Source organism: Alcaligenes sp. LTN-3, from assembly GCF_059735605.1.
The window spans coordinates 320,075-339,611 of the sequence record NZ_JCAPDN010000003.1 but is presented as its reverse complement, the minus strand read 5'-3'; the positions used below and the strand labels follow the sequence as shown (position 1 = coordinate 339,611).

12 protein-coding genes are annotated in these 19,537 nt (G+C 55.3%); 6 read left to right on the top strand and 6 right to left on the bottom strand.

From position 1 onward, the window contains the following. Positions 1-91: 91 nt before the first annotated feature. From tuf to rpsL, 4 genes are all read right to left on the bottom strand, one after another. Positions 92-1,282: an elongation factor Tu gene (gene tuf / locus AC6I6N_RS14450; protein ID WP_054513288.1), complete on the bottom strand. Its 1,191-nt coding sequence runs from the start codon at positions 1,280-1,282 to the stop codon at positions 92-94. Between the two features lie 77 nt (positions 1,283-1,359). Further along, positions 1,360-3,462, bottom strand: a complete 2,103-nt coding sequence (gene fusA / locus AC6I6N_RS14445) for an elongation factor G (protein ID WP_108728657.1) — start codon at positions 3,460-3,462, stop codon at positions 1,360-1,362. Positions 3,463-3,479: 17 nt separating this feature from the next. Then, positions 3,480-3,950 (bottom strand): 30S ribosomal protein S7, encoded by a 471-nt coding sequence (gene rpsG, locus AC6I6N_RS14440; protein ID WP_094198181.1) that lies wholly within the window; start codon positions 3,948-3,950, stop codon positions 3,480-3,482. Between the two features lie 139 nt (positions 3,951-4,089). After that, positions 4,090-4,461, bottom strand: coding sequence for a 30S ribosomal protein S12 (rpsL, locus tag AC6I6N_RS14435; RefSeq protein ID WP_042489490.1), 372 nt, complete (start codon positions 4,459-4,461; stop codon positions 4,090-4,092). Positions 4,462-4,881: 420 nt separating this feature from the next. Here rpsL and AC6I6N_RS14430 point away from each other — a divergent pair, with 420 nt between their 5' ends. The 6 genes from AC6I6N_RS14430 to azu all read left to right on the top strand — a co-directional run bounded on the left by AC6I6N_RS14430 (position 4,882) and on the right by azu (position 10,894). Continuing rightward, positions 4,882-5,586 (top strand): response regulator transcription factor, encoded by a 705-nt coding sequence (locus AC6I6N_RS14430; protein ID WP_094198182.1) that lies wholly within the window; start codon positions 4,882-4,884, stop codon positions 5,584-5,586. A 10-nt stretch (positions 5,587-5,596) separates the two neighbouring features. Next, positions 5,597-6,688 (top strand): FecR family protein, encoded by a 1,092-nt coding sequence (locus AC6I6N_RS14425; protein WP_094198183.1) that lies wholly within the window; start codon positions 5,597-5,599, stop codon positions 6,686-6,688. Positions 6,689-6,707: 19 nt separating this feature from the next. Next, positions 6,708-8,675 carry a CHASE2 domain-containing protein gene (locus AC6I6N_RS14420; RefSeq protein WP_234354362.1) on the top strand — a complete coding sequence of 656 codons (1,968 nt, stop codon included), beginning with the start codon at positions 6,708-6,710 and terminating at the stop codon, positions 8,673-8,675. Beyond that, the gene (locus tag AC6I6N_RS14415) at positions 8,665-9,459 is read left to right on the top strand and encodes an AraC family transcriptional regulator (protein WP_108728658.1); all 795 of its coding nucleotides are present in this window, start codon (positions 8,665-8,667) and stop codon (positions 9,457-9,459) included. The genes AC6I6N_RS14420 and AC6I6N_RS14415 overlap by 11 nt, the downstream gene beginning before the upstream one ends. 97 nt (positions 9,460-9,556) lie before the next feature. Next, positions 9,557-10,192, top strand: coding sequence for a LysE family translocator (locus AC6I6N_RS14410; RefSeq protein ID WP_249460619.1), 636 nt, complete (start codon positions 9,557-9,559; stop codon positions 10,190-10,192). A gap of 255 nt (positions 10,193-10,447) precedes the next feature. Next, positions 10,448-10,894 carry an azurin gene (gene azu, locus AC6I6N_RS14405; protein ID WP_094198186.1) on the top strand — a complete coding sequence of 149 codons (447 nt, stop codon included), beginning with the start codon at positions 10,448-10,450 and terminating at the stop codon, positions 10,892-10,894. A gap of 155 nt (positions 10,895-11,049) precedes the next feature. Here the strand turns inward: azu and rpoC are convergent, their stop codons facing one another. Further along, positions 11,050-15,315, bottom strand: coding sequence for a DNA-directed RNA polymerase subunit beta' (rpoC, locus tag AC6I6N_RS14400; protein WP_094198187.1), 4,266 nt, complete (start codon positions 15,313-15,315; stop codon positions 11,050-11,052). After that, positions 15,315-19,427, bottom strand: a complete 4,113-nt coding sequence (rpoB, locus tag AC6I6N_RS14395; protein ID WP_094198188.1) for a DNA-directed RNA polymerase subunit beta — start codon at positions 19,425-19,427, stop codon at positions 15,315-15,317. Before rpoB ends, rpoC begins: the two co-directional genes overlap by 1 nt. Positions 19,428-19,537 lie beyond the last annotated feature (110 nt).

Genomic DNA, 19,537 nt, shown 5'->3' with positions numbered 1-19,537 from the left:
ACTCGAAAAGCCCTGAGCAAAAAGCACCCCTTTTGGGGGTAGCAAAGACGCGGCGGGAAGGTTTGCACCTTCACACCGCGATCAAGGCTGATTACTTGATGATTTTTGCCACCACGCCAGCGCCAACGGTACGGCCGCCTTCGCGAATAGCGAAGCGCAGACCTTCTTCCATGGCGATAGGAGCGATCAGGGACACTTTCATCGAAATGTTGTCGCCTGGCAGAACCATTTCTTTGTCTTCTGGCAGCTCGATGGTGCCGGTCACGTCAGTTGTACGGAAGTAGAACTGAGGACGGTAGCCCTTGAAGAAAGGCGTGTGACGACCACCTTCTTCTTTGGACAGAATGTACACCTCGGCGTCAAAGTCCGTGTGTGGCTTGATCGAACCGGGCTTGGCCAGAACCTGACCACGTTCCACGTCTTCACGCTTGGTACCGCGCAGCAGCAAACCAACGTTATCGCCAGCTTCGCCTTGGTCCAGCAATTTGCGGAACATTTCAACGCCGGTACAAATGGTCTTGACCGTGTCTTTGATACCCACGATTTCGATTTCTTCGCCAACCTTGATGATGCCGCGCTCAATACGACCGGTCACAACCGTACCACGGCCAGAGATCGAGAACACGTCTTCAACAGGCATCAAGAAGGTACCGTCAACGGCACGCTCAGGCGTAGGAATGTAGTTGTCCAGCGCCTCGGCCAGAGCCAGAACAGCTTGGCTGCCCAGGGGGCCTTCGTCGCCTTCCAGAGCCAGTTTGGCCGAACCCTTGATGATCGGGGTGTCGTCGCCGGGGAAGTCGTACTTGGACAACAGCTCGCGAACTTCCATTTCAACCAGTTCGATCAGCTCTTCGTCATCGACCATGTCGGCCTTGTTCAGGAACACGATGATGTAAGGAACGCCAACCTGACGGCTCAGCAGGATGTGCTCGCGAGTCTGGGGCATTGGGCCGTCAGCGGCCGAGCAAACCAAGATAGCGCCGTCCATCTGGGCAGCACCGGTAATCATGTTCTTGACGTAGTCAGCGTGGCCGGGGCAGTCAACGTGTGCGTAGTGACGGTTAGGCGTCTCGTACTCAACGTGCGAGGTGCTGATGGTGATACCACGTGCTTTTTCTTCAGGGGCGTTGTCGATCTGCGAGTAATCGCGTGCTTCGCCGCCGTATGCCTTGGACAGAACCGTGCAGATTGCAGCGGTCAGAGTGGTTTTACCGTGGTCAACGTGACCGATAGTACCGACGTTGACGTGCGGTTTAGTCCGTTCAAACTTACCTTTTGCCATGATTTATCCCAATTATGTTTTACAGGAAAACAAAAAAATTGTTGAGCAGCCCGCCATAAGGCGGGCTGATATTGCTATTACTTACCGCGAGCGCTGATCACTTCGTCAGCCACGTTCTTTGGAGCTTCAGCATATTGCTTGAATTCCATCGTGTACGTAGCACGACCTTGTGTTTGCGAACGCAGGCTGGTCGAGTAACCGAACATCTCGGCCAGAGGAACCTCGGCCTTGATGACCTTGCCACCACCAACCATATCGTCCATACCCTGCACCATACCGCGACGGGAAGACAAGTCACCCATCACTGTACCGGCGTATTCCTCAGGAGTCTCAACCTCAACAGCCATGGTTGGCTCCAGCAGAACTGGGGAAGCCTTGCGCATACCATCCTTGAAGGCCATCGAAGCGGCCATACGGAAGGCGTTTTCGTTCGAGTCCACATCGTGGTACGAACCGAAGAACAGCGTAGCTTTGACATCCACCACTGGGTAACCGGCAACCACACCCGAAGACAGCGTTTCGCGGATACCTTTTTCAACAGCAGGAATGAATTCGCGAGGAACCACACCGCCCTTGATGGCGTCAACGAACTCAAAGCCGCCGCCTGCTTCCAGGGGCTCCAGCTTGAGGACAACGTGACCGTACTGACCACGACCACCGGACTGTTTGACGAATTTACCTTCAATTTCGTCGCAAGTCTTGCGGATGGTTTCGCGGTAAGCCACTTGTGGTTTGCCCACGTTGGCTTCCACGCCGAATTCACGACGCATGCGGTCTACCAGAACTTCCAGGTGCAGCTCGCCCATACCGGAAATAATGGTCTGGCCGGATTCTTCGTCGCTGCTGACGCGGAAAGAAGGATCTTCCTGAGCCAGACGGGACAAGGCCACGCCCATTTTTTCCTGGTCGGACTTGGTTTTTGGTTCCACTGCCTGCGAAATCACGGGCTCCGGGAACTCCATGCGCTCCAGAATGATGTGCTGGCTGGCGTCACACAGGGTTTCACCTGTGGTCACGTCTTTCAGGCCCACCACGGAAGCGATGTCACCGGCAACCAGCTCTTTCAGTTCGGCACGGTTGTTTGCGTGCATCTGCAAGATACGGCCGATACGTTCTTTTTTGCCCTTGATAGGGTTGTAGACCGTGTCGCCCGAACGCAGAACGCCCGAGTAAACGCGCACGAAGGTCAATTGACCAACAAAGGGGTCAGTCATCAGCTTGAACGCCAGAGCAGACATAGGCTCTTCGTCGTTGGCTTTACGATGAATAACGTTACCGTCGTCATCCGAACCTTCGACAGGTGGAATATCCACTGGCGATGGCAGGTAGTCGATCACGGCGTCCAGCATGCGCTGTACACCTTTGTTCTTGAACGCGGTACCGCACAGCATTGGCTGAATTTCGCAGGCAATGGTACGTGTACGCAGACCCAGGTTGATGTCCTCTTCGGAGAGGTCACCATTTTCCAGGTACTTGTTCATCAGGTCTTCGCTGGCTTCAGCAGCCGACTCGAGCATTTTTTCGCGCCATTCTTCAGCCGAAGCTTGCAGCTCGGCAGGAATGTCGGTGTAGTCAAACTTCACACCGTTGCTGGCTTGATCCCAGATGATTGCTTTCATCTTGATCAGGTCAACCACGCCCTGGAAGCCGTCTTCAGCACCGATCGGGATAACGACAGGCACGGGGTGAGCTTTCAGACGCAGCTTGAGCTGGTCGTAAACCTTGAAGAAGTTAGCGCCAGTACGGTCCATCTTGTTGATGAAAGCCAGACGAGGCACGCCGTATTTGTTGGCTTGACGCCATACGGTTTCCGACTGAGGCTGAACACCACCCACCGCGCAGTACACCATGCAAGCGCCGTCCAGCACGCGCATGGAACGCTCAACTTCAATGGTGAAGTCAACGTGACCGGGGGTATCAATGATGTTGATACGGTGTTCTGGGTAATTGCCCGCCATACCACGCCAGAAAGCAGTGGTAGCAGCCGAGGTAATGGTGATCCCGCGCTCTTGCTCTTGCTCCATCCAGTCCATGGTGGCCGAACCTTCGTGGGTTTCGCCCAGCTTGTGGTTCACACCGGTGTAGAACAGGATGCGCTCGGTAGTGGTCGTTTTCCCGGCGTCGATGTGAGCCGAGATACCGATATTGCGGTAGCGCTGAATGGGGGTTTTGCGGGCCATGGTTATATGTCCTCAGATTACCAACGGAAATGGCTGAATGCTTTGTTAGCATCGGCCATCTTGTGCGTGTCTTCACGCTTTTTCATTGCACCGCCACGGCCTTCAGCCGCATCGGACAATTCGCCGGCCAGGCGCAAGTCCATCGATTTTTCACCGCGCTTCTTGGCGGATTCACGCACCCAGCGCATGGCCAGAGCCAGACGACGGACAGGGCGTACTTCGACAGGTACCTGGTAGTTAGCACCACCAACACGGCGGCTCTTAACTTCAACAACAGGTTTTACATTATTGATGGCAGCATTAAACACTTCGAGCGGATCTTTGCCGGTTTTCTGCGCAATTTGGTCCAGCGCGCCATAAACAATACGTTCGGCAACAGCTTTCTTGCCGGACAGCATGACCACGTTCATGAATTTGGCCAGCTCAACGCTGCCAAATTTTGGGTCAGGTAGGATTTCACGTTTGGGTACTTCGCGACGGCGAGGCATTTTAATTTCCTTGTGACTATTCAGTTGAACCGCTTTTCGCGGTCTCGGCCATTCATGACAAATGACCACTTACCTACCATGGCGCAAAGGCCACGGTTGCACGGATCCAGATCAGTGAACTGATCGGTGGATACATGGATTACTTGGGACGCTTGGCGCCGTACTTGGAGCGGGACTGTTTACGGTCCTTGACGCCTTGCAGGTCAAGAGCACCGCGAACGATGTGGTAACGCACACCTGGCAAGTCTTTGACACGACCACCACGGACGAGAACGACCGAGTGCTCTTGCAGGTTGTGGCCTTCACCACCGATGTAAGAAATAACTTCGAAGCCGTTGGTCAGACGCACTTTGGCGACTTTACGCAGAGCGGAGTTAGGCTTCTTGGGGGTCGTGGTGTATACACGGGTGCAAACACCGCGGCGCTGTGGGCAGTTCTCGAGCGCAGGGCTCTTGCTGCTAACGCGGCTGACTTCGCGCGGTTTACGCACGAGCTGGCTAATGGTTGGCATGACCTTTACGTATCCTATAACGTACTTTACGTACTGGTTGACGTATGTGTTTTGAAAAACGCCGTCCAGTTGGCGGGTTTTGAAACCCTGTACCGGAAGCGGCATTGCGCAATACCACTCCCCATAAAACACGAAAAAGAGCGGTCTTGCACATGGCTTGGGCTTGATTTCAAGCACTCAAAAAGTGCCCGCAGCCCCTAAATTCAGGGCTGCCATCAAATTACTGCAAGGTGTACCGGCAAAGGATCCTTAAAGTAAGCTCTAAAATTTACCACAGTAAACCCTTATAGGTCAACGATTTGGACACCAATCCGGCGGTTTCCCGTTGTCACGGCACACGCATGGAAGCACTTGGTCACTCGCTATCTACATATCGTTATACTGCAGGGCTATTGCACTTCTGCGACAAGGACAATGCCCATGATCATCGCTTCCCTGGAAGACGACCTCGTCCAGGCTGAACTGATTGCCCGGATCTTGACCGAGGCTGGCTATGAGTGTCGCTCCTTTCATCAAGGAAAAGACCTGCTGGCTGCTCTGGCCAAGCCACATGATTTCGGCTTATTGCTACTGGATTGGGAACTGCCCGATGTCAGCGGCCTGGATGTGTTGCGTTGGGTTCGCACCACACTAGGTCATGCTCTGCCGGTTCTATTCTTGACCAGCCGTACCCAGGAAGAGGATCTGGTCACGGGTTTGCAGGCCGGAGCCGACGACTATATTAGTAAGCCCGTACGCAAGGGAGAGCTGGTTGCGCGCGTCAATGCCGCTGTCCGGCGTATGGATTTGAACACTTCAGCCATTCAGGACAGCCGCTTCTCGTTTGCCGGCTATGATATTTTTCCTGAACAAGGTCATATTGTGCTCGATGGTGAAACCGTCACTCTGGCGCCCAAAGAGTTTGAACTAGCCCTTTTGCTGTTTCGTAACCCCGGCCGCCTGTTCTCACGCGATGTTTTAAGCTCCGCAGTGTGGAACCGGGAAATTCCGGCCACGTCCCGTACGCTGGATACTCATCTGTCCAACATACGACGTAAACTTCAACTGCGCCCCGAAAACGGGGTACGCCTGACAGCGTCCTACGCCCTTGGCTATCGCCTTGAACTTTTGACCGACCCTTGCTAGCTCACTTCCTATGATTACTTTGCGTATCGCCGCTCCTCTTGTTTGCGGCCTGCTTTGGGGCGGCGTCGTGTCAGCCCAACCTTCCGGAGCACGTGGCGAGAACTTTGTCTACAAAGTGATGTCCGGTGACACTTTGCTTGATATTTCCCAGACATACACACGCCAAAGCCGGAACTGGTCCGAAATCCAGCGTTTGAATGCGGTGGATGACCCTTATCGTCTGCCCATTGGCAAAGAGCTGCACATCCCGTTTCGCATGATTCCGGAAGTGGCCGCCCCCGCCCGGATTACGCACCAAGCCGGCCAGATTCTGGTTAACGGTCAAACACTGGGCGCAGGAACCACTCATTTGCAAGAGGGGGATCTGATCCGCACAGGCAGTAATGGTTACTTGACGCTGGAGCTACAGGACGGCAGCCAACTGAGTGTGCCCGCCCAGGCCTCCTTGAGCGTGACCCGAATGCGTGCCTTTGAGGGTACAGGTCTGACCGACTCGATCATCGCCCTGGATGATGGCGATGTGGAATCGCGCGTATCCCCGGAAAAGACCGGCGTAGGTCGCTTTGAGGTTCGCACTCCCGTCAGCATTACCGGCGTAAGGGGTACAGAGTTGCGTGTGCGTACACAGCAAGGCATGGCACACAGCGAAGTGCTGGACGGCCGCGCAGAGTTAGGAACGCAGCAACGCAGCACCCCCACCGCCCTGAAACAGAACCAAGGTGCCGCTGTGGGAACAGACGGCAATATCCTGGCACTGGCGTCTTTGTTGCCTGCTCCGCAGATCTCCACGCCCGAGCGTCGCGGCGGCCAATGGAGCAGCACGATTCAGGCTGTGCCCGGTGCCCAAGCCTATCTGGTTCAGACCTCCACCGACCCCCAAGGTGCCAAGCTGTTGTCGCGGGCCATCACGACCGAGACCGATATCCAATTCAGTGCTTCGCGTCCCGGCACCTACTACGTCACCGTACGTGCCATTGACCGCCACGGCCTGATGGGTCCGGACACGATCGAAAGCTTTGAAGGCGCTGCCAGCCTGACCAGCTCGGACGGCCAGGCCGTAGCCAACAATTTTGGCGACCCCATCTTGCTGTCTCAGTTCTAAAGCCTGAACGGCGTACGCCATGAACAGCCCGGCCCCCAGAAACAGTAAGCTACTGTCTGACCGAATTCGGAAGGAATGGCATCTGGTTTCGGGCTTGCTGGTGCTGCTGACCTTGTTGTTCAGCTCCCTGCGTGATGACTTCGCGCTGGGCAAGCTGAACAACCTGATTTACGACTTCACCATGGCGGCAGCAATTCCACAGGCCGCCCCCCCGGACATTGTCATCGTCGCCATTGACGACTACAGCATTGCCAATCTAGGTTTTTGGCCCTGGCGACGTATCAGCCATGCGCAACTGCTGGGCCGCCTTGAGCAAGCACGCGCGGTGGGCATAGACCTGGTCTTTCAGGAACCCAATCCCGCCTACCCAGATGATGACCTTGCCCTATCCGAGGCCATTCGCCATCATGGGCGCGTTGTCCTGCCGCTTATCTACGACGTTCAGCGTGATGCTGTGCATACCGCCATTCCCCTGCTCAGCAAGGCGGCCAAGGCATCGGGCTATATCAATATCGAACCTGATCCGGATGGCGTCGTACGTCGTGTCGCCTTGCAACGAATTACCCCCTCGGACCGAGTTCTGCCACACTTTACGATTGCGATGTTGCTGGCCGGTGACGACACGGATTTGGCCTTGCAAGCCCTGAGCGCCAGCAAGACGGACACTCCTCACATTCCCTTTTTGGGTCGCAGCGGTCATTTCCAGATCGTGCCTTACTTCAATGTCCTTAACGGCGATATTCCGCCCTCCTTCTTCAAGGACAAATATGTGCTGGTCGGCTCCTGGGGCAGTGGACTGGGCGATACCTTCCCTACCCCATTGTCCAAAGCCGGTATGAGCAGCATGTCTGGCGTCGAAATTCTGGCCAATACCCTGCAAGCAGTACGCAGTAATGAATGGATACGCACGCCACCAGCCTGGTTGATTGCCTTGGCAAGCTGCCTGCCGGTACTGCTGGCTTGTCAGGTTCTGATCTACCTGTCTCCACGTGCGACCTTGCTAAGCTTGATTGGGCTGGTCATTGCGATTCTGCTGGTGAACTGGATCGCCATGCATGGCTTCAATCTGTGGATTCCGCCGCTGGCCAGTCTGATAACCATACTGCTGGCCTATCCACTTTGGCATTGGCGCAGTCAGGAAGCCGCCTTGAATCAAGTCACTGAGGAACTGAACAAGCTGCAGCTGGAATACCCCGATGTCAGAACCGCATTGAACGAACGCTTGTCTGGCTTAAATGCACGTAACCTGCCCCATCGCCTGACCCAGCTACACACATCCATCGATCTGCTGCGCCAGGCTCAAACCAAGCGTGAAGAGACCTTGCGCTTTATTTCGCATGATATGCGGGCTCCCCAGAACTCCATCCTGGCGCTGACCAGCTTGCAACGCCAGGATGACAGCAAGCTGGCGCCCGATCAGTTCCTGCACAAGATGGAAGGCTATGCCGAGCAAACACTGGAACTGGTGGATAACTTCATCAGTCTGGCACGGGCTGAGGCGATGGAGATGGTACTCAGTCCCCTGGCCCTGTCCGATCTGCTGGCAGACTGTGTGGACGATGCCTGGGCCAGTGCCAGCAAACGCTCCATCAGCCTGAATCTGAATGACTCAGAGCTGGTCTGGGTGAACGGTAACGCCCCCATGCTGCGCCGTGCCTTTACCAACTTGATTCAAAATGCCATCAAGTATGGGCCGGACGGCAATCAGATTGATATAGACCTGGTTCTGGATAAAAAAACAGTGCAGGTGTTGGTCAAGGACCAGGGCTGGGGTATTCCGGCAGAAAATCAGGCCACTATTTTCGAGCCCTATCACCGCGCCCATGAGAACGCCGCTGGCGCGCCTTCGGGCAGTGGGCTGGGTTTGGCCTTTGTAAAAACCGTCATCAACAAACACGGTGGGGATATTGTGCTGGACAGCACCAACGAGCAGGGCTGTACCTTTATCGTCTCCCTGGCCACGATTGATGTCTGCGATGAAGACTGAATTCTGGCGCAACAAGGCCCTGCCCTATGTAGAAAGCCGACGCGCCTGTGACAGCCGTACATGCTACCTGGAGCACAGCCACCCCACCTACTCGATTGGTGCTGTTGACAGCGGCAGCAGCATCTTTACAGGCGCACCCGATGGCCCCATTGAGCTTACGCCAGGCTCTCTTGTTCTTGTACCCGCGCACCGCAGCCACGCGTGCAATCCCCTGCCGGATCAATCCTGGAGCTATCAAATGCTGCATCTGGACGCGATATGGCTGGAGCAGCTTTGGCAAGAAAGTACGGGACTCAGTCTCAAGGCCCAGGAACCTATTCGTGTTAGCCACGAACCGCTGCTTTATGCGGCCTACTGTGAGTTGAACGCCCTTTTGTTTTCAGCCGCTCCCGTACTAAACAAAGAAGCAGCGCTGATCGAATTTTTGCTCCACTATTGGCCAGCTCACGGCCAGCTCTTGGCACCGGCTCCACCACCTAGCCCTGTTTTGCAAAAAAACCTGGATCGCTGGATTGACGGTCAACTAAGCACTATTCCCCTGCACGAGCTGGCTCAGGAAACAGGCTTCAGCCGCTACCAACTGATCCGCGCCTTTCGTCGCCATACCGGCCTGACTCCGCAACGCTGGCAACTGAACCAACGCGTCAATCTGGCTCGGGACGCCTTGAAACAAGGTGAGGAGCTGGCTGATATTGCCTATCGCCTCGGTTTTTCGGATCAAAGCCACTTTCAACGCGTATTCAAGCACTACACCGGCGTTACCCCAGGTCAATACCGAGGCTAGAACACGCCCGGCGCCCTGACCGTTTGCGTGCGCACTTTTATTCAATACGACTCCCAACCTTCTGGTCACACTGCCGTTTTGTCCAGGAGCTACTGCTGTGTCTTTGTTCTTGCTGATTGCCGGCACCCATTTCTTGGCCTTGCTCTCCCCCGGCCCAGACTTCTTCCTGATTGCGCGCAGCACCTTGGCCCATGGCCGGCGGGTGGCAAGTGGCGTTTGCGCTGGTGTGGCCTTGGCCAATGGCATTTACATCAGCTTGGCGCTAACAGGCTTTGCCCGGATGAGTAGCAGCAGCCCCCTCTTTCTATTGCTTCAGGGTGCCGGGGGGCTATATCTGCTGTATTTAGGCATGAAATTCCTGCAGACGGCCCGTCACAACAACCAGCAACAGATCAGTGCATCTGGCGCTTGTGCAGGCGGCTGGTGGCACCATGCCCTGCTGGGACTGCTCTCCGGGCTGCTCAATCCCAAGAACGCGCTGTTTTACGCCAGCCTGGCCTCGGTACTGGCCAGCAGTCGCGCCAGTACAGGTCTACAGATACTGCTGGGCCTATGGATGTTTTTTATTGTTTTGCTCTGGGATTTGTTCATTACTGTTCTGATCGGGCATCCTCGCTGGCAGCAAGGCATAAAAAAGTATTTGCCCCGTATCGAACAGCTTTGTGGACTACTGCTGTGTCTGCTTGCGGTGGCCGCACTGTTGAACGTTCTCCAGCATCTGAATGGGGGCTGAATATGCCGAAAAGCGATACCTAGTCTGCGCTGTCGTCAAGCTGCCCGAAGGCGATAGAGTGAGGCTGTTAGAGCCACATCAAACGATGAGAAAACAAATCATTCGCGGGTTCGGACGGGGCGCTATAAGCCGTTAAAATAGTCCGGGTCTATGTTTTGTTAAGCACCTTTAGTGCGCTACAGTCTATGCTGTAAGACCGGAACAACACCCCCGTGTCCCGTTCCTTTTTTTGTCAGTTTTCAAGGAGTTATTAGAATGTTTGCCAAACTTGCTTTCACAGCCGTTCTTGGATTGGCCAGCGTGCCTGCTTTTGCTGCTTGCGACGTTACCATCGAAGGCAATGACTCCATGCAGTTCAACACCAAGAGCATCGTTGTTGACAAGACATGCAAGGAATTCACGATTAATCTGAAACACACCGGCAAGTTGCCCAAAGCAGCCATGGGCCACAACGTCGTGATCTCGAAAAAATCCGATGAAAGCGCAGTTGCTACCGATGGCATGAAAGCCGGTCTGGACAACAACTACGTTAAAGCCGGTGACGAGCGCGTTATCGCCCACACTGACGTGATCGGTGGTGGCGAAAGCACCTCCGTGACCTTTGATGTATCCAAGCTGAAAGCCGGCGAAGACTACGCCTTCTTTTGCTCCTTCCCAGGTCACTGGAGCATCATGACTGGCGAAATCAAGCTGGGTAGCTAAACGCATCCGCTTGTAGCCGCCAGACGGCCATAAAAAAACCCCACGTGGCATAGCCATGTGGGGTTTTTTGTCGCCTGGATCATCTGGTTTTATCCGAATACCTGAAGGTATCGGCCCACCCTGAATAAACAGGATGGGGAACCACACGATTTAGCTTATTCCTGATCGCCCTCTGGGGCTTCAGGTTGCGCCTGCTCGGACTCAGAGGCACCCGACACAAAGACGGGGTCTTCCGAAGGCTCAGGAGCCGCTGCGAACGGGTTTTCCAGTTCACGGGCTGCTTTGCGCTCTGCCACTTCAAAGGCTTCTTTTTCCTTGCGGGCAGCATGGAAAGCCATACCGGTACCAGCAGGAATCAGACGGCCCACGATCACGTTTTCTTTCAGACCACGCAGATCGTCGGTTTTGCCCATGATGGCCGCTTCGGTCAACACGCGGGTGGTTTCCTGGAAGGAAGCCGCCGAGATGAAGGAGTCGGTCGACAGCGAGGCCTTGGTAATACCCAGCAGCACGTTTTCGTACGTAGCAGGAATACCGTTTTCAGCCAGGACGCGATCGTTCTCGTTCAGCAGTTCGGAGCGTTCAACCTGTTCACCCGTGATGAAGCTGGTATCACCGGCATCCACAATGTTCACGCGGCGCAGCATCTGACGAACAATCACTTCAATGTGCTTGTCGTTGATCTTCACACCTTGCAGACGGTAAACGTCCTGCACTTCGTTAACAATGTAGTTGGCCAGTTTCTCGATACCCTTCAAGCGCAGGATGTCGTGCGGATCGGCCGGGCCGTCCACAATCATCTCGCCCTTGTTCACCACTTGACCGTCGTGAGCCAGAACCTGTTTTTCCTTCGGAATCAGGAATTCGTGGCTGACGCCGTCCAGGTCAGTAATGACCAGACGCTGTTTGCCCTTGGTGTCTTTACCGAAGGAAACCGTACCCGTGACTTCGGCCAACAGACCGGCATCCTTGGGCGAACGAGCTTCGAACAGTTCGGCCACACGTGGCAGACCACCAGTAATATCCCGAGTCTTTTGCGATTCCTGAGGAATACGCGCCAGAATCTCACCCACGGACACTTGCTGACCGTCACGAACGGTAATCAGGGCGCCCACTGGGAAGGAGATATTGACCATGTGATCGGTACCCGCGATCTTGATCTCCTGACCCTGTTCGTTCAGCAGCTTGATCTGAGGACGCATGGTGATCTTGCCACCACGTGTCTTGGGTGTGATCACAACCAGAGTCGACAGGCCGGTCACTTCGTCCACCTGACGAGCCACGGTTACGCCCTCTTCGATATTCTCGAAGCGAACCGTACCGGTGTACTCGGACACGATAGGACGGGTCAGCGGATCCCAGCTTGCCAGACGCTGGCCAGCCTTGATCGCATCACCATCACCGACCGTAATGGTGGCACCGTAAGGCACTTTGTGACGTTCGCGCTCGCGACGATTGTCGTCAAAAATGACAATTTCGCCGGAACGGGAGATCGCAACACGTTCGCCCTTGGCGTTGGTCACATAACGCAGACCGATTTCAAAACCGACCGTACCTGCCGTCTTGGTTTCAACCGAACTTGCCAGTGCAGCACGCGAAGCGGCACCACCAATGTGGAACGTACGCATGGTCAACTGGGTACCCGGTTCACCGATGGACTGAGCCGCGATAACACCGATAGCTTCACCACGATTGACCAGCGTACCGCGGCCCAGATCACGACCGTAGCAGCTTGCGCACAAGCCATGACGGGTTTCGCAAGTCAGCGGAGTACGGATCTTGACTTCATCAATGCCCAGGTTGTCGATCAACTCGACCAGATCCTCGTTCAGCAAGGTGCCGGCGGGGATAACCAGTTCCTGGTTGTCAGGGTTGACGATGTCGGTCGAGGCCACACGACCCAGAATCAGATCGCGCAGGGGCTCGATAACCTCACCACCATCCAGGATGGCTTTCATGGTGTAGCCGCCCTTGGTACCGCAATCGTCTTCGGTAATGACCAGATCTTGAGTCACGTCGACCAGACGACGAGTCAGGTAACCGGAGTTAGCCGTCTTCAAGGCCGTATCAGCCAGACCCTTACGAGCACCGTGAGTCGAAATAAAGTACTGCAGTACGTTCAGACCTTCACGGAAGTTCGCGGTAATAGGCGTTTCAATAATGGAGCCATCTGGCTTGGCCATCAGACCACGCATACCAGCCAGCTGACGAATCTGTGCAGCCGAACCACGAGCACCGGAGTCCGCCATCATGTAGATGGAGTTGAAGGACTCTTGGCGTACTTCTTCACCAAAACGGTTGGTCACTGGCTCGGAAGCCAGTTGCTCCATCATGGCCTTACCCACGCGGTCACCGGCTTTGCCCCAGATGTCCACCACGTTGTTGTAGCGTTCCTGAGCCGTCACCAGACCGGAGGAGTACTGCTTGTCGATTTCTTTAACTTCATTGCTTGCCTGGGCCAGGATGCTTTCCTTGACGGCAGGCACAACCATGTCGTTCATGGCGATGGAAATACCACCACGTGTTGCCAGACGGAAACCGGACTGCATCAATTTGTCCGCAAAAATCACGGTGGCACGCAGGCCACAGCGACGGAAGGACTGGTTGATCAGACGCGAAATTTCTTTCTTTTTCAACGCACGGTTCAGTGCGGTGAAAGGCATGCCCTTGGGCAGAATTTCGGACAACAAGGCACGGCCAGCCGTCGTTTCGTAACGCTTGATGGTCTTGACCCACTCACCGTCTTCGCCCTTCTCGAATTCTTCGATACGGACGGTCAGACGAGTTTGCAGCTCGACTTCCTTGTTGTCGTAGGCGCGCTGGACTTCGGCCACATCGGCCATGAACAGACCTTCGCCCTTGCCATTTACCAGTTCGCGGGTCGCATAGTACAGACCCAACACGATATCCTGGGAAGGAACGATGGATGGTTCGCCGTTGGCGGGGAACAGCACGTTGTTCGAGGCCAGCATCAGGGTGCGCGCTTCCAGCTGGGCTTCCAGCGACAGCGGCACGTGAACGGCCATCTGGTCACCGTCAAAGTCAGCGTTAAAGGCGGCACACACCAAGGGGTGCAGCTGAATCGCTTTACCTTCGATCAGGACCGGTTCAAAAGCCTGAATACCCAAACGGTGCAGCGTCGGTGCACGGTTCAGCATGACCGGATGCTCGCGGATCACCTCTTCGAGGATGTCCCACACCACCGGTTCCTGGCTTTCCACCAACTTCTTGGCCGCCTTGATGGTCGTAGCCAGACCCATCAATTCCAGACGGTTGAAGATGAAGGGCTTGAACAGTTCCAGCGCCATCAGCTTGGGCAGACCACACTGGTGCAGCTTCAACTGAGGACCCACCACAATCACGGAACGACCAGAGTAGTCCACGCGCTTGCCCAGCAGGTTCTGACGGAAACGACCGCTCTTGCCCTTGATCATGTCGGCCAAGGACTTCAGTTGACGCTTGTTGGCGCCGGTCATGGCTTTACCGCGACGACCGTTATCCAGCAAGGAGTCCACGGACTCTTGCAGCATACGTTTTTCGTTGCGCAAGATGATGTCCGGAGCCTTCAGTTCCAGCAGACGCTTCAAACGGTTATTACGGTTGATCACGCGGCGGTACAGATCGTTCAGGTCGGAAGTCGCAAAGCGGCCGCCGTCCAGTGGCACCAGCGGACGCAAGTCCGGTGGCAGCACGGGCAGCACTTCCATGATCATCCAGTCTGCCTTGATGCCGGATTTCTGGAAGCCTTCCAGTACTTTCAGACGCTTGGAGATCTTCTTGATCTTGGCATCCGAGCCAGTGGCTTTCAGTTCGGCGCGCAGGCGCTCGACTTCGCGATCGATGTCGATCGTACGCAGCAATTCGCGCACCGCTTCCGCGCCCATCAGGGCGTGGAAGTCATCACCGTATTCTTCGGTCTTGGCCAGGAAATCGTCATCGGACATGATCTGACCGCGCTTGAGCGGGGTCATACCAGGTTCGATCACGCACCAGGCTTCAAAGTACAGTACGCGCTCGATGTCACGCAGGGTCATGTCCAGCACCATGCCCAGACGGGATGGCAGGCTCTTCAGGAACCAGATGTGAGCAACCGGGCAGGCCAGTTCAATGTGACCCATGCGCTCGCGACGCACCTTGGAGACGGTGACTTCAACACCACACTTCTCGCAGATGACGCCACGATGTTTCAGGCGCTTGTATTTGCCACACAAGCATTCGTAGTCCTTGATGGGACCAAAAATCTTGGCGCAAAACAGACCATCGCGTTCGGGTTTGAACGTACGATAGTTGATGGTCTCTGGCTTGCGGACTTCACCGAAAGACCAGGACCGGATTTTCTCGGGCGAGGCGATGCCGATCTTGATGGCATCGAACTGCTCGTCCTGAGTGACTTGTTTAAAGAGATCGAGTAGCGCTTTCATTATTTACGCTCCAAATCCATGTCCAGGGACAAGGAACGGATTTCCTTGACCAGAACGTTAAAGGACTCCGGCATACCGGCGTCGATCACGTGGTCACCCTTGACAATGTTCTCGTAGACCTTGGTACGGCCGGCGATGTCGTCGGATTTAACCGTGAGCATTTCCTGCAGGGTATAGGCGGCGCCATACGCTTCCAGCGCCCAGACTTCCATCTCCCCGAAACGCTGACCACCGAACTGTGCCTTACCACCCAGCGGCTGCTGAGTAACCAGCGAGTATGGGCCGGTGGAACGAGCGTGCATCTTGTCATCGACCAAGTGATGCAGCTTCAGGTAGTGCATGTAGCCTACAGTGACCATACGCTCAAAGGCTTCGCCGGTACGACCGTCAAACAGGCGAACCTGGGTGCGATGCGGTGCCAGTTGCAAGTTCTCAGCGATATCGTCCGGATAGGCCAGACGCAGCATCTTGTCAATTTCCTGCTCGGTTGCCCCATCGAACACGGGGGTAGCCAATGGCAGACCTTTTTGCAAGTTGGTGGCCAGGTTCATCACTTCGTCGTCAGTCAACTCGTTGATACGAGTTTTCTTGCCGGTCGTGTTGTAAACCTTGTCCAGGAACGCGCGCAGTTCGGAAACCTGCACGTTCTTTTCCTCTTGCATCATGTCGTTGATGCGGTGGCCAATACCCTTGGCAGCCCAACCCAGGTGAACTTCCAGAACCTGACCCACGTTCATCCGCGAAGGCACGCCCAGCGGGTTCAGAACGATGTCCACAGGGGTACCGTCAGCCATGTGCGGCATGTCTTCCACGGGAACGATGCGGGAAACCACACCCTTGTTACCGTGACGACCAGCCATCTTGTCACCAGGCTGCAGACGACGCTTAACAGCCAGGTAAACCTTGACCATCTTCAGCACGCCAGGAGGCAGCTCGTCGCCTTGGGTGAGCTTCTTGCGCTTTTCTTCAAAAGCCAGATCGAACTGGTGACGCTTTTGCTCCAAGGATTCCTTGGTGTGCTCCAGCACCAGTGCGTGTTGCTCATCAGCCAGACGAATGTCGAACCACTGCCAGCGATCCAGATCGTTCAGGTAGTCAGCGGTCAGCTCGGTGCCCTTGGGCAGCTTGCGTGGACCACCGTTGACGGTTTTGCCGACCAGGAACTTCAAGGCACGGTCAAAGGCGTCGTCTTCAACGATTTGCAACTGATCGTTCAGGTCCTGGCGGTAGCGACGCAGTTCATCATCAATGATGGACTGGGCGCGCTTGTCACGCTCGATACCTTCACGGGTAAAGACTTGAACGTCGATCACCGTACCGACCATGCCCGAAGGCACGCGCAGGGAGGTGTCTTTAACGTCAGAGGCTTTCTCACCAAAAATGGCGCGCAGCAGTTTTTCTTCCGGTGTCAGCTGAGTTTCACCCTTGGGTGTCACTTTACCGACCAGCACGTCGTCGGCACGCACTTCGGCGCCGATGTACACAATGCCGGAATCGTCCAGACGGTTCAGCTGAATTTCGGACAGGTTGCTGATATCGCGGGTGATATCCTCAGGTCCCAGCTTCGTGTCACGGGCAACCACCGTCAGCTCTTCGATATGAACCGACGTGTAGCGATCGTCCGCCACAACCTTCTCGGAGATCAGAATCGAGTCCTCGAAGTTGTAGCCGTTCCAAGGCATAAAGGCGATCAGCATGTTCTGACCCAGAGCCAATTCGCCCAGGTCAGTCGATGCACCGTCAGCCAGCACGTCACCACGAGCCACGATATCGCCACGTTTGACGATAGGACGCTGGTTGATATTGGTGTTCTGGTTGGAACGGGTGTACTTGGTCATGTTGTAGATATCTACACCGACCTCGCCAGCCACGTTCTCGTCATCGTGCACGCGAATAACCACGCGCTGTGCGTCAACGTCTACCACCACACCGCCACGACGGGCTTGTACGGTCGTACCCGAGTCAACAGCAACAGTACGTTCAATACCGGTACCGACCAAAGGCTTCTCAGGGCGCAGGCAAGGAACCGCCTGGCGCTGCATGTTGGCGCCCATCAGTGCTCGGTTGGCGTCATCGTGTTCCAGGAACGGAATCAGCGAAGCAGCCACAGACACGATCTGCGAAGGAGCCACGTCCATGTAATGGATGTTCTCGGGCGCAGTCATCATGGTTTCGCCCGCTTCACGGCAAGCAACCAGATCGTTCGCAAAGGCACCGTCTTCGGTCAATTCGGCGTTAGCCTGAGCGATGACGTAATTGCTTTCTTCAATAGCCGACAGGTAATCGATCTGTTCACTGACCTTGCCGTCAACAATCTTGCGGTAAGGCGTTTCCAGGAAACCGTACTCGTTCAGACGAGCGTACAGCGCCATGGAGTTGATCAGACCAATGTTTGGACCTTCAGGCGTTTCAATCGGGCACACGCGACCGTAGTGGGTTGGGTGCACGTCGCGCACCTCAAAGCCTGCACGTTCACGCGTCAGACCACCAGGGCCCAGTGCCGAAACACGACGCTTGTGCGTGATTTCGGACAGCGGGTTGGTTTGGTCCATAAACTGCGACAGCTGGCTGGAACCGAAGAACTCTTTAACAGCCGCAGAGATGGGCTTGGAGTTGATCAGATCGTGCGGCATCAGGTTTTCGGTCTCGGCCTGGCCCAGACGTTCCTTGACAGCACGTTCCACACGCACCAGACCGGCGCGGAATTGGTTTTCGGCCAATTCGCCTACGCAACGAACACGACGGTTACCCAGGTGATCGATATCGTCGATCTGACCGCGGCCGTTACGCAGACTCACCAGCACCTGAATGGTGTCCAGAATGTCTTCGTCGGTCAGGGTCATGGGACCTTCGATGCTGTCACCACGGCCCAGACGGCTGTTGACCTTCATGCGACCTACGCGCGACAAGTCGTAGGACTCTTCGCTGTAGAACAGACGGTTGAACAGGGCCTCAACCGCTTCTTCGGTTGGTGGCTCGCCGGGACGCATCATGCGATAGATCGCGATACGGGCAGCATTGGAATCCGCTGTTTCATCGGTGCGCAGGGTCAGGGAGATAAAGCCGCCCTGGTCCAGTTCATTGATGTACAGGGTCTCGAAATCACGCACATTGGCTGCGCGCATTTCGGCCAGAATGGATTCGGTGATTTCGTCGTTGGCGTTGGCAATCACTTCGCCGGTTTCGGCGTTGATGATGTTCTTGGCCAGCACACGACCCAGAAGGAAATCTTCCGGGATGGAGATGTATTCGATCTTGGCTGCTTGCAGGTCGCGCAAATGCTTGGCATTGATACGCTTGTCCTTTTCAACCAGTACGCGACCGTCGCGGTCGGTAATGTCGAAACGGGCAACCTCGCCCTTCCAGTGTTCTGGAACGAATTGCAGCTTGCCACCTTCCTGGTGCAGTTCGATGTGGTCGAACTCGAAGAAGTGGGCCAGGATCTGCTCTGGCGTCAGGCCAATGGCCTTCAGCAAGATAGTCACAGGCATCTTGCGACGACGGTCGATACGGAAGAACAGAATGTCCTTAGGATCGAACTCGAAGTCCAGCCAGGAACCACGGTAAGGAATCACGCGCGCCGAGAACAGCAACTTGCCCGAGCTGTGCGTTTTACCGCGGTCGTGTTCAAAGAACACGCCGGGCGAACGGTGCAGCTGGGAAACGATGACTCGTTCGGTACCGTTAATCACAAAAGAGCCGTTATCGGTCATCAGGGGCATTTCGCCCATGTAGACTTCTTGCTCTTTTACTTCCTTGACGGTAGGCTTGCTCACCTCGCGGTCCATGAGGACCAGACGAACCTTCGCCCGCAAGGGGGAGGCATAGGTCAAACCACGAAGTTGACACTCTTTGACGTCGAACACCGGCTCGCCGAGCGTATAGCTCACGAACTCTAGCCGCGCCATTTGGTTATGGCTTACTATTGGAAATATGGAACTGAAAGCTTCCTGCAAGCCTTCAACCTTACGCTGAGAAGGCAGCGTGTCCTTCTGCAAGAAGGTTCTGAAAGAATGCAGCTGGGTAGCCAACAGGTAAGGAACCTGCTGTACGTCTTCACGTTTGGCGAAGCTCTTGCGTATGCGCTTTTTTTCGGTGTACGAATAAGGCATGAGCACTCCGACTCAAGGGTTACACGGACCGTCAACCACGGCCCTGGTTTACGACTCTAAAAAACCCGACTTTCTACAATACTAATTAAAAATCGTGGGTTTTCTGGAAA

Bases quoted from the DNA above. Each gene is read 5' to 3' on its own strand.
- tuf (WP_054513288.1), bottom strand. From the start codon at position 1,282: ATGGCAAAAGGTAAGTTTGAACGGACTAAACCGCACGTCAACGTCGGT.
- fusA (WP_108728657.1), bottom strand. From the start codon at position 3,462: ATGGCCCGCAAAACCCCCATTCAGCGCTACCGCAATATCGGTATCTCG.
- rpsG (WP_094198181.1), bottom strand. From the start codon at position 3,950: ATGCCTCGCCGTCGCGAAGTACCCAAACGTGAAATCCTACCTGACCCA.
- rpsL (WP_042489490.1), bottom strand. From the start codon at position 4,461: ATGCCAACCATTAGCCAGCTCGTGCGTAAACCGCGCGAAGTCAGCCGC.
- AC6I6N_RS14430 (WP_094198182.1), top strand. From the start codon at position 4,882: ATGATCATCGCTTCCCTGGAAGACGACCTCGTCCAGGCTGAACTGATT.
- AC6I6N_RS14425 (WP_094198183.1), top strand. From the start codon at position 5,597: ATGATTACTTTGCGTATCGCCGCTCCTCTTGTTTGCGGCCTGCTTTGG.
- AC6I6N_RS14420 (WP_234354362.1), top strand. From the start codon at position 6,708: ATGAACAGCCCGGCCCCCAGAAACAGTAAGCTACTGTCTGACCGAATT.
- AC6I6N_RS14415 (WP_108728658.1), top strand. From the start codon at position 8,665: ATGAAGACTGAATTCTGGCGCAACAAGGCCCTGCCCTATGTAGAAAGC.
- azu (WP_094198186.1), top strand. From the start codon at position 10,448: ATGTTTGCCAAACTTGCTTTCACAGCCGTTCTTGGATTGGCCAGCGTG.
- rpoC (WP_094198187.1), bottom strand. From the start codon at position 15,315: ATGAAAGCGCTACTCGATCTCTTTAAACAAGTCACTCAGGACGAGCAG.
- rpoB (WP_094198188.1), bottom strand. From the start codon at position 19,427: ATGCCTTATTCGTACACCGAAAAAAAGCGCATACGCAAGAGCTTCGCC.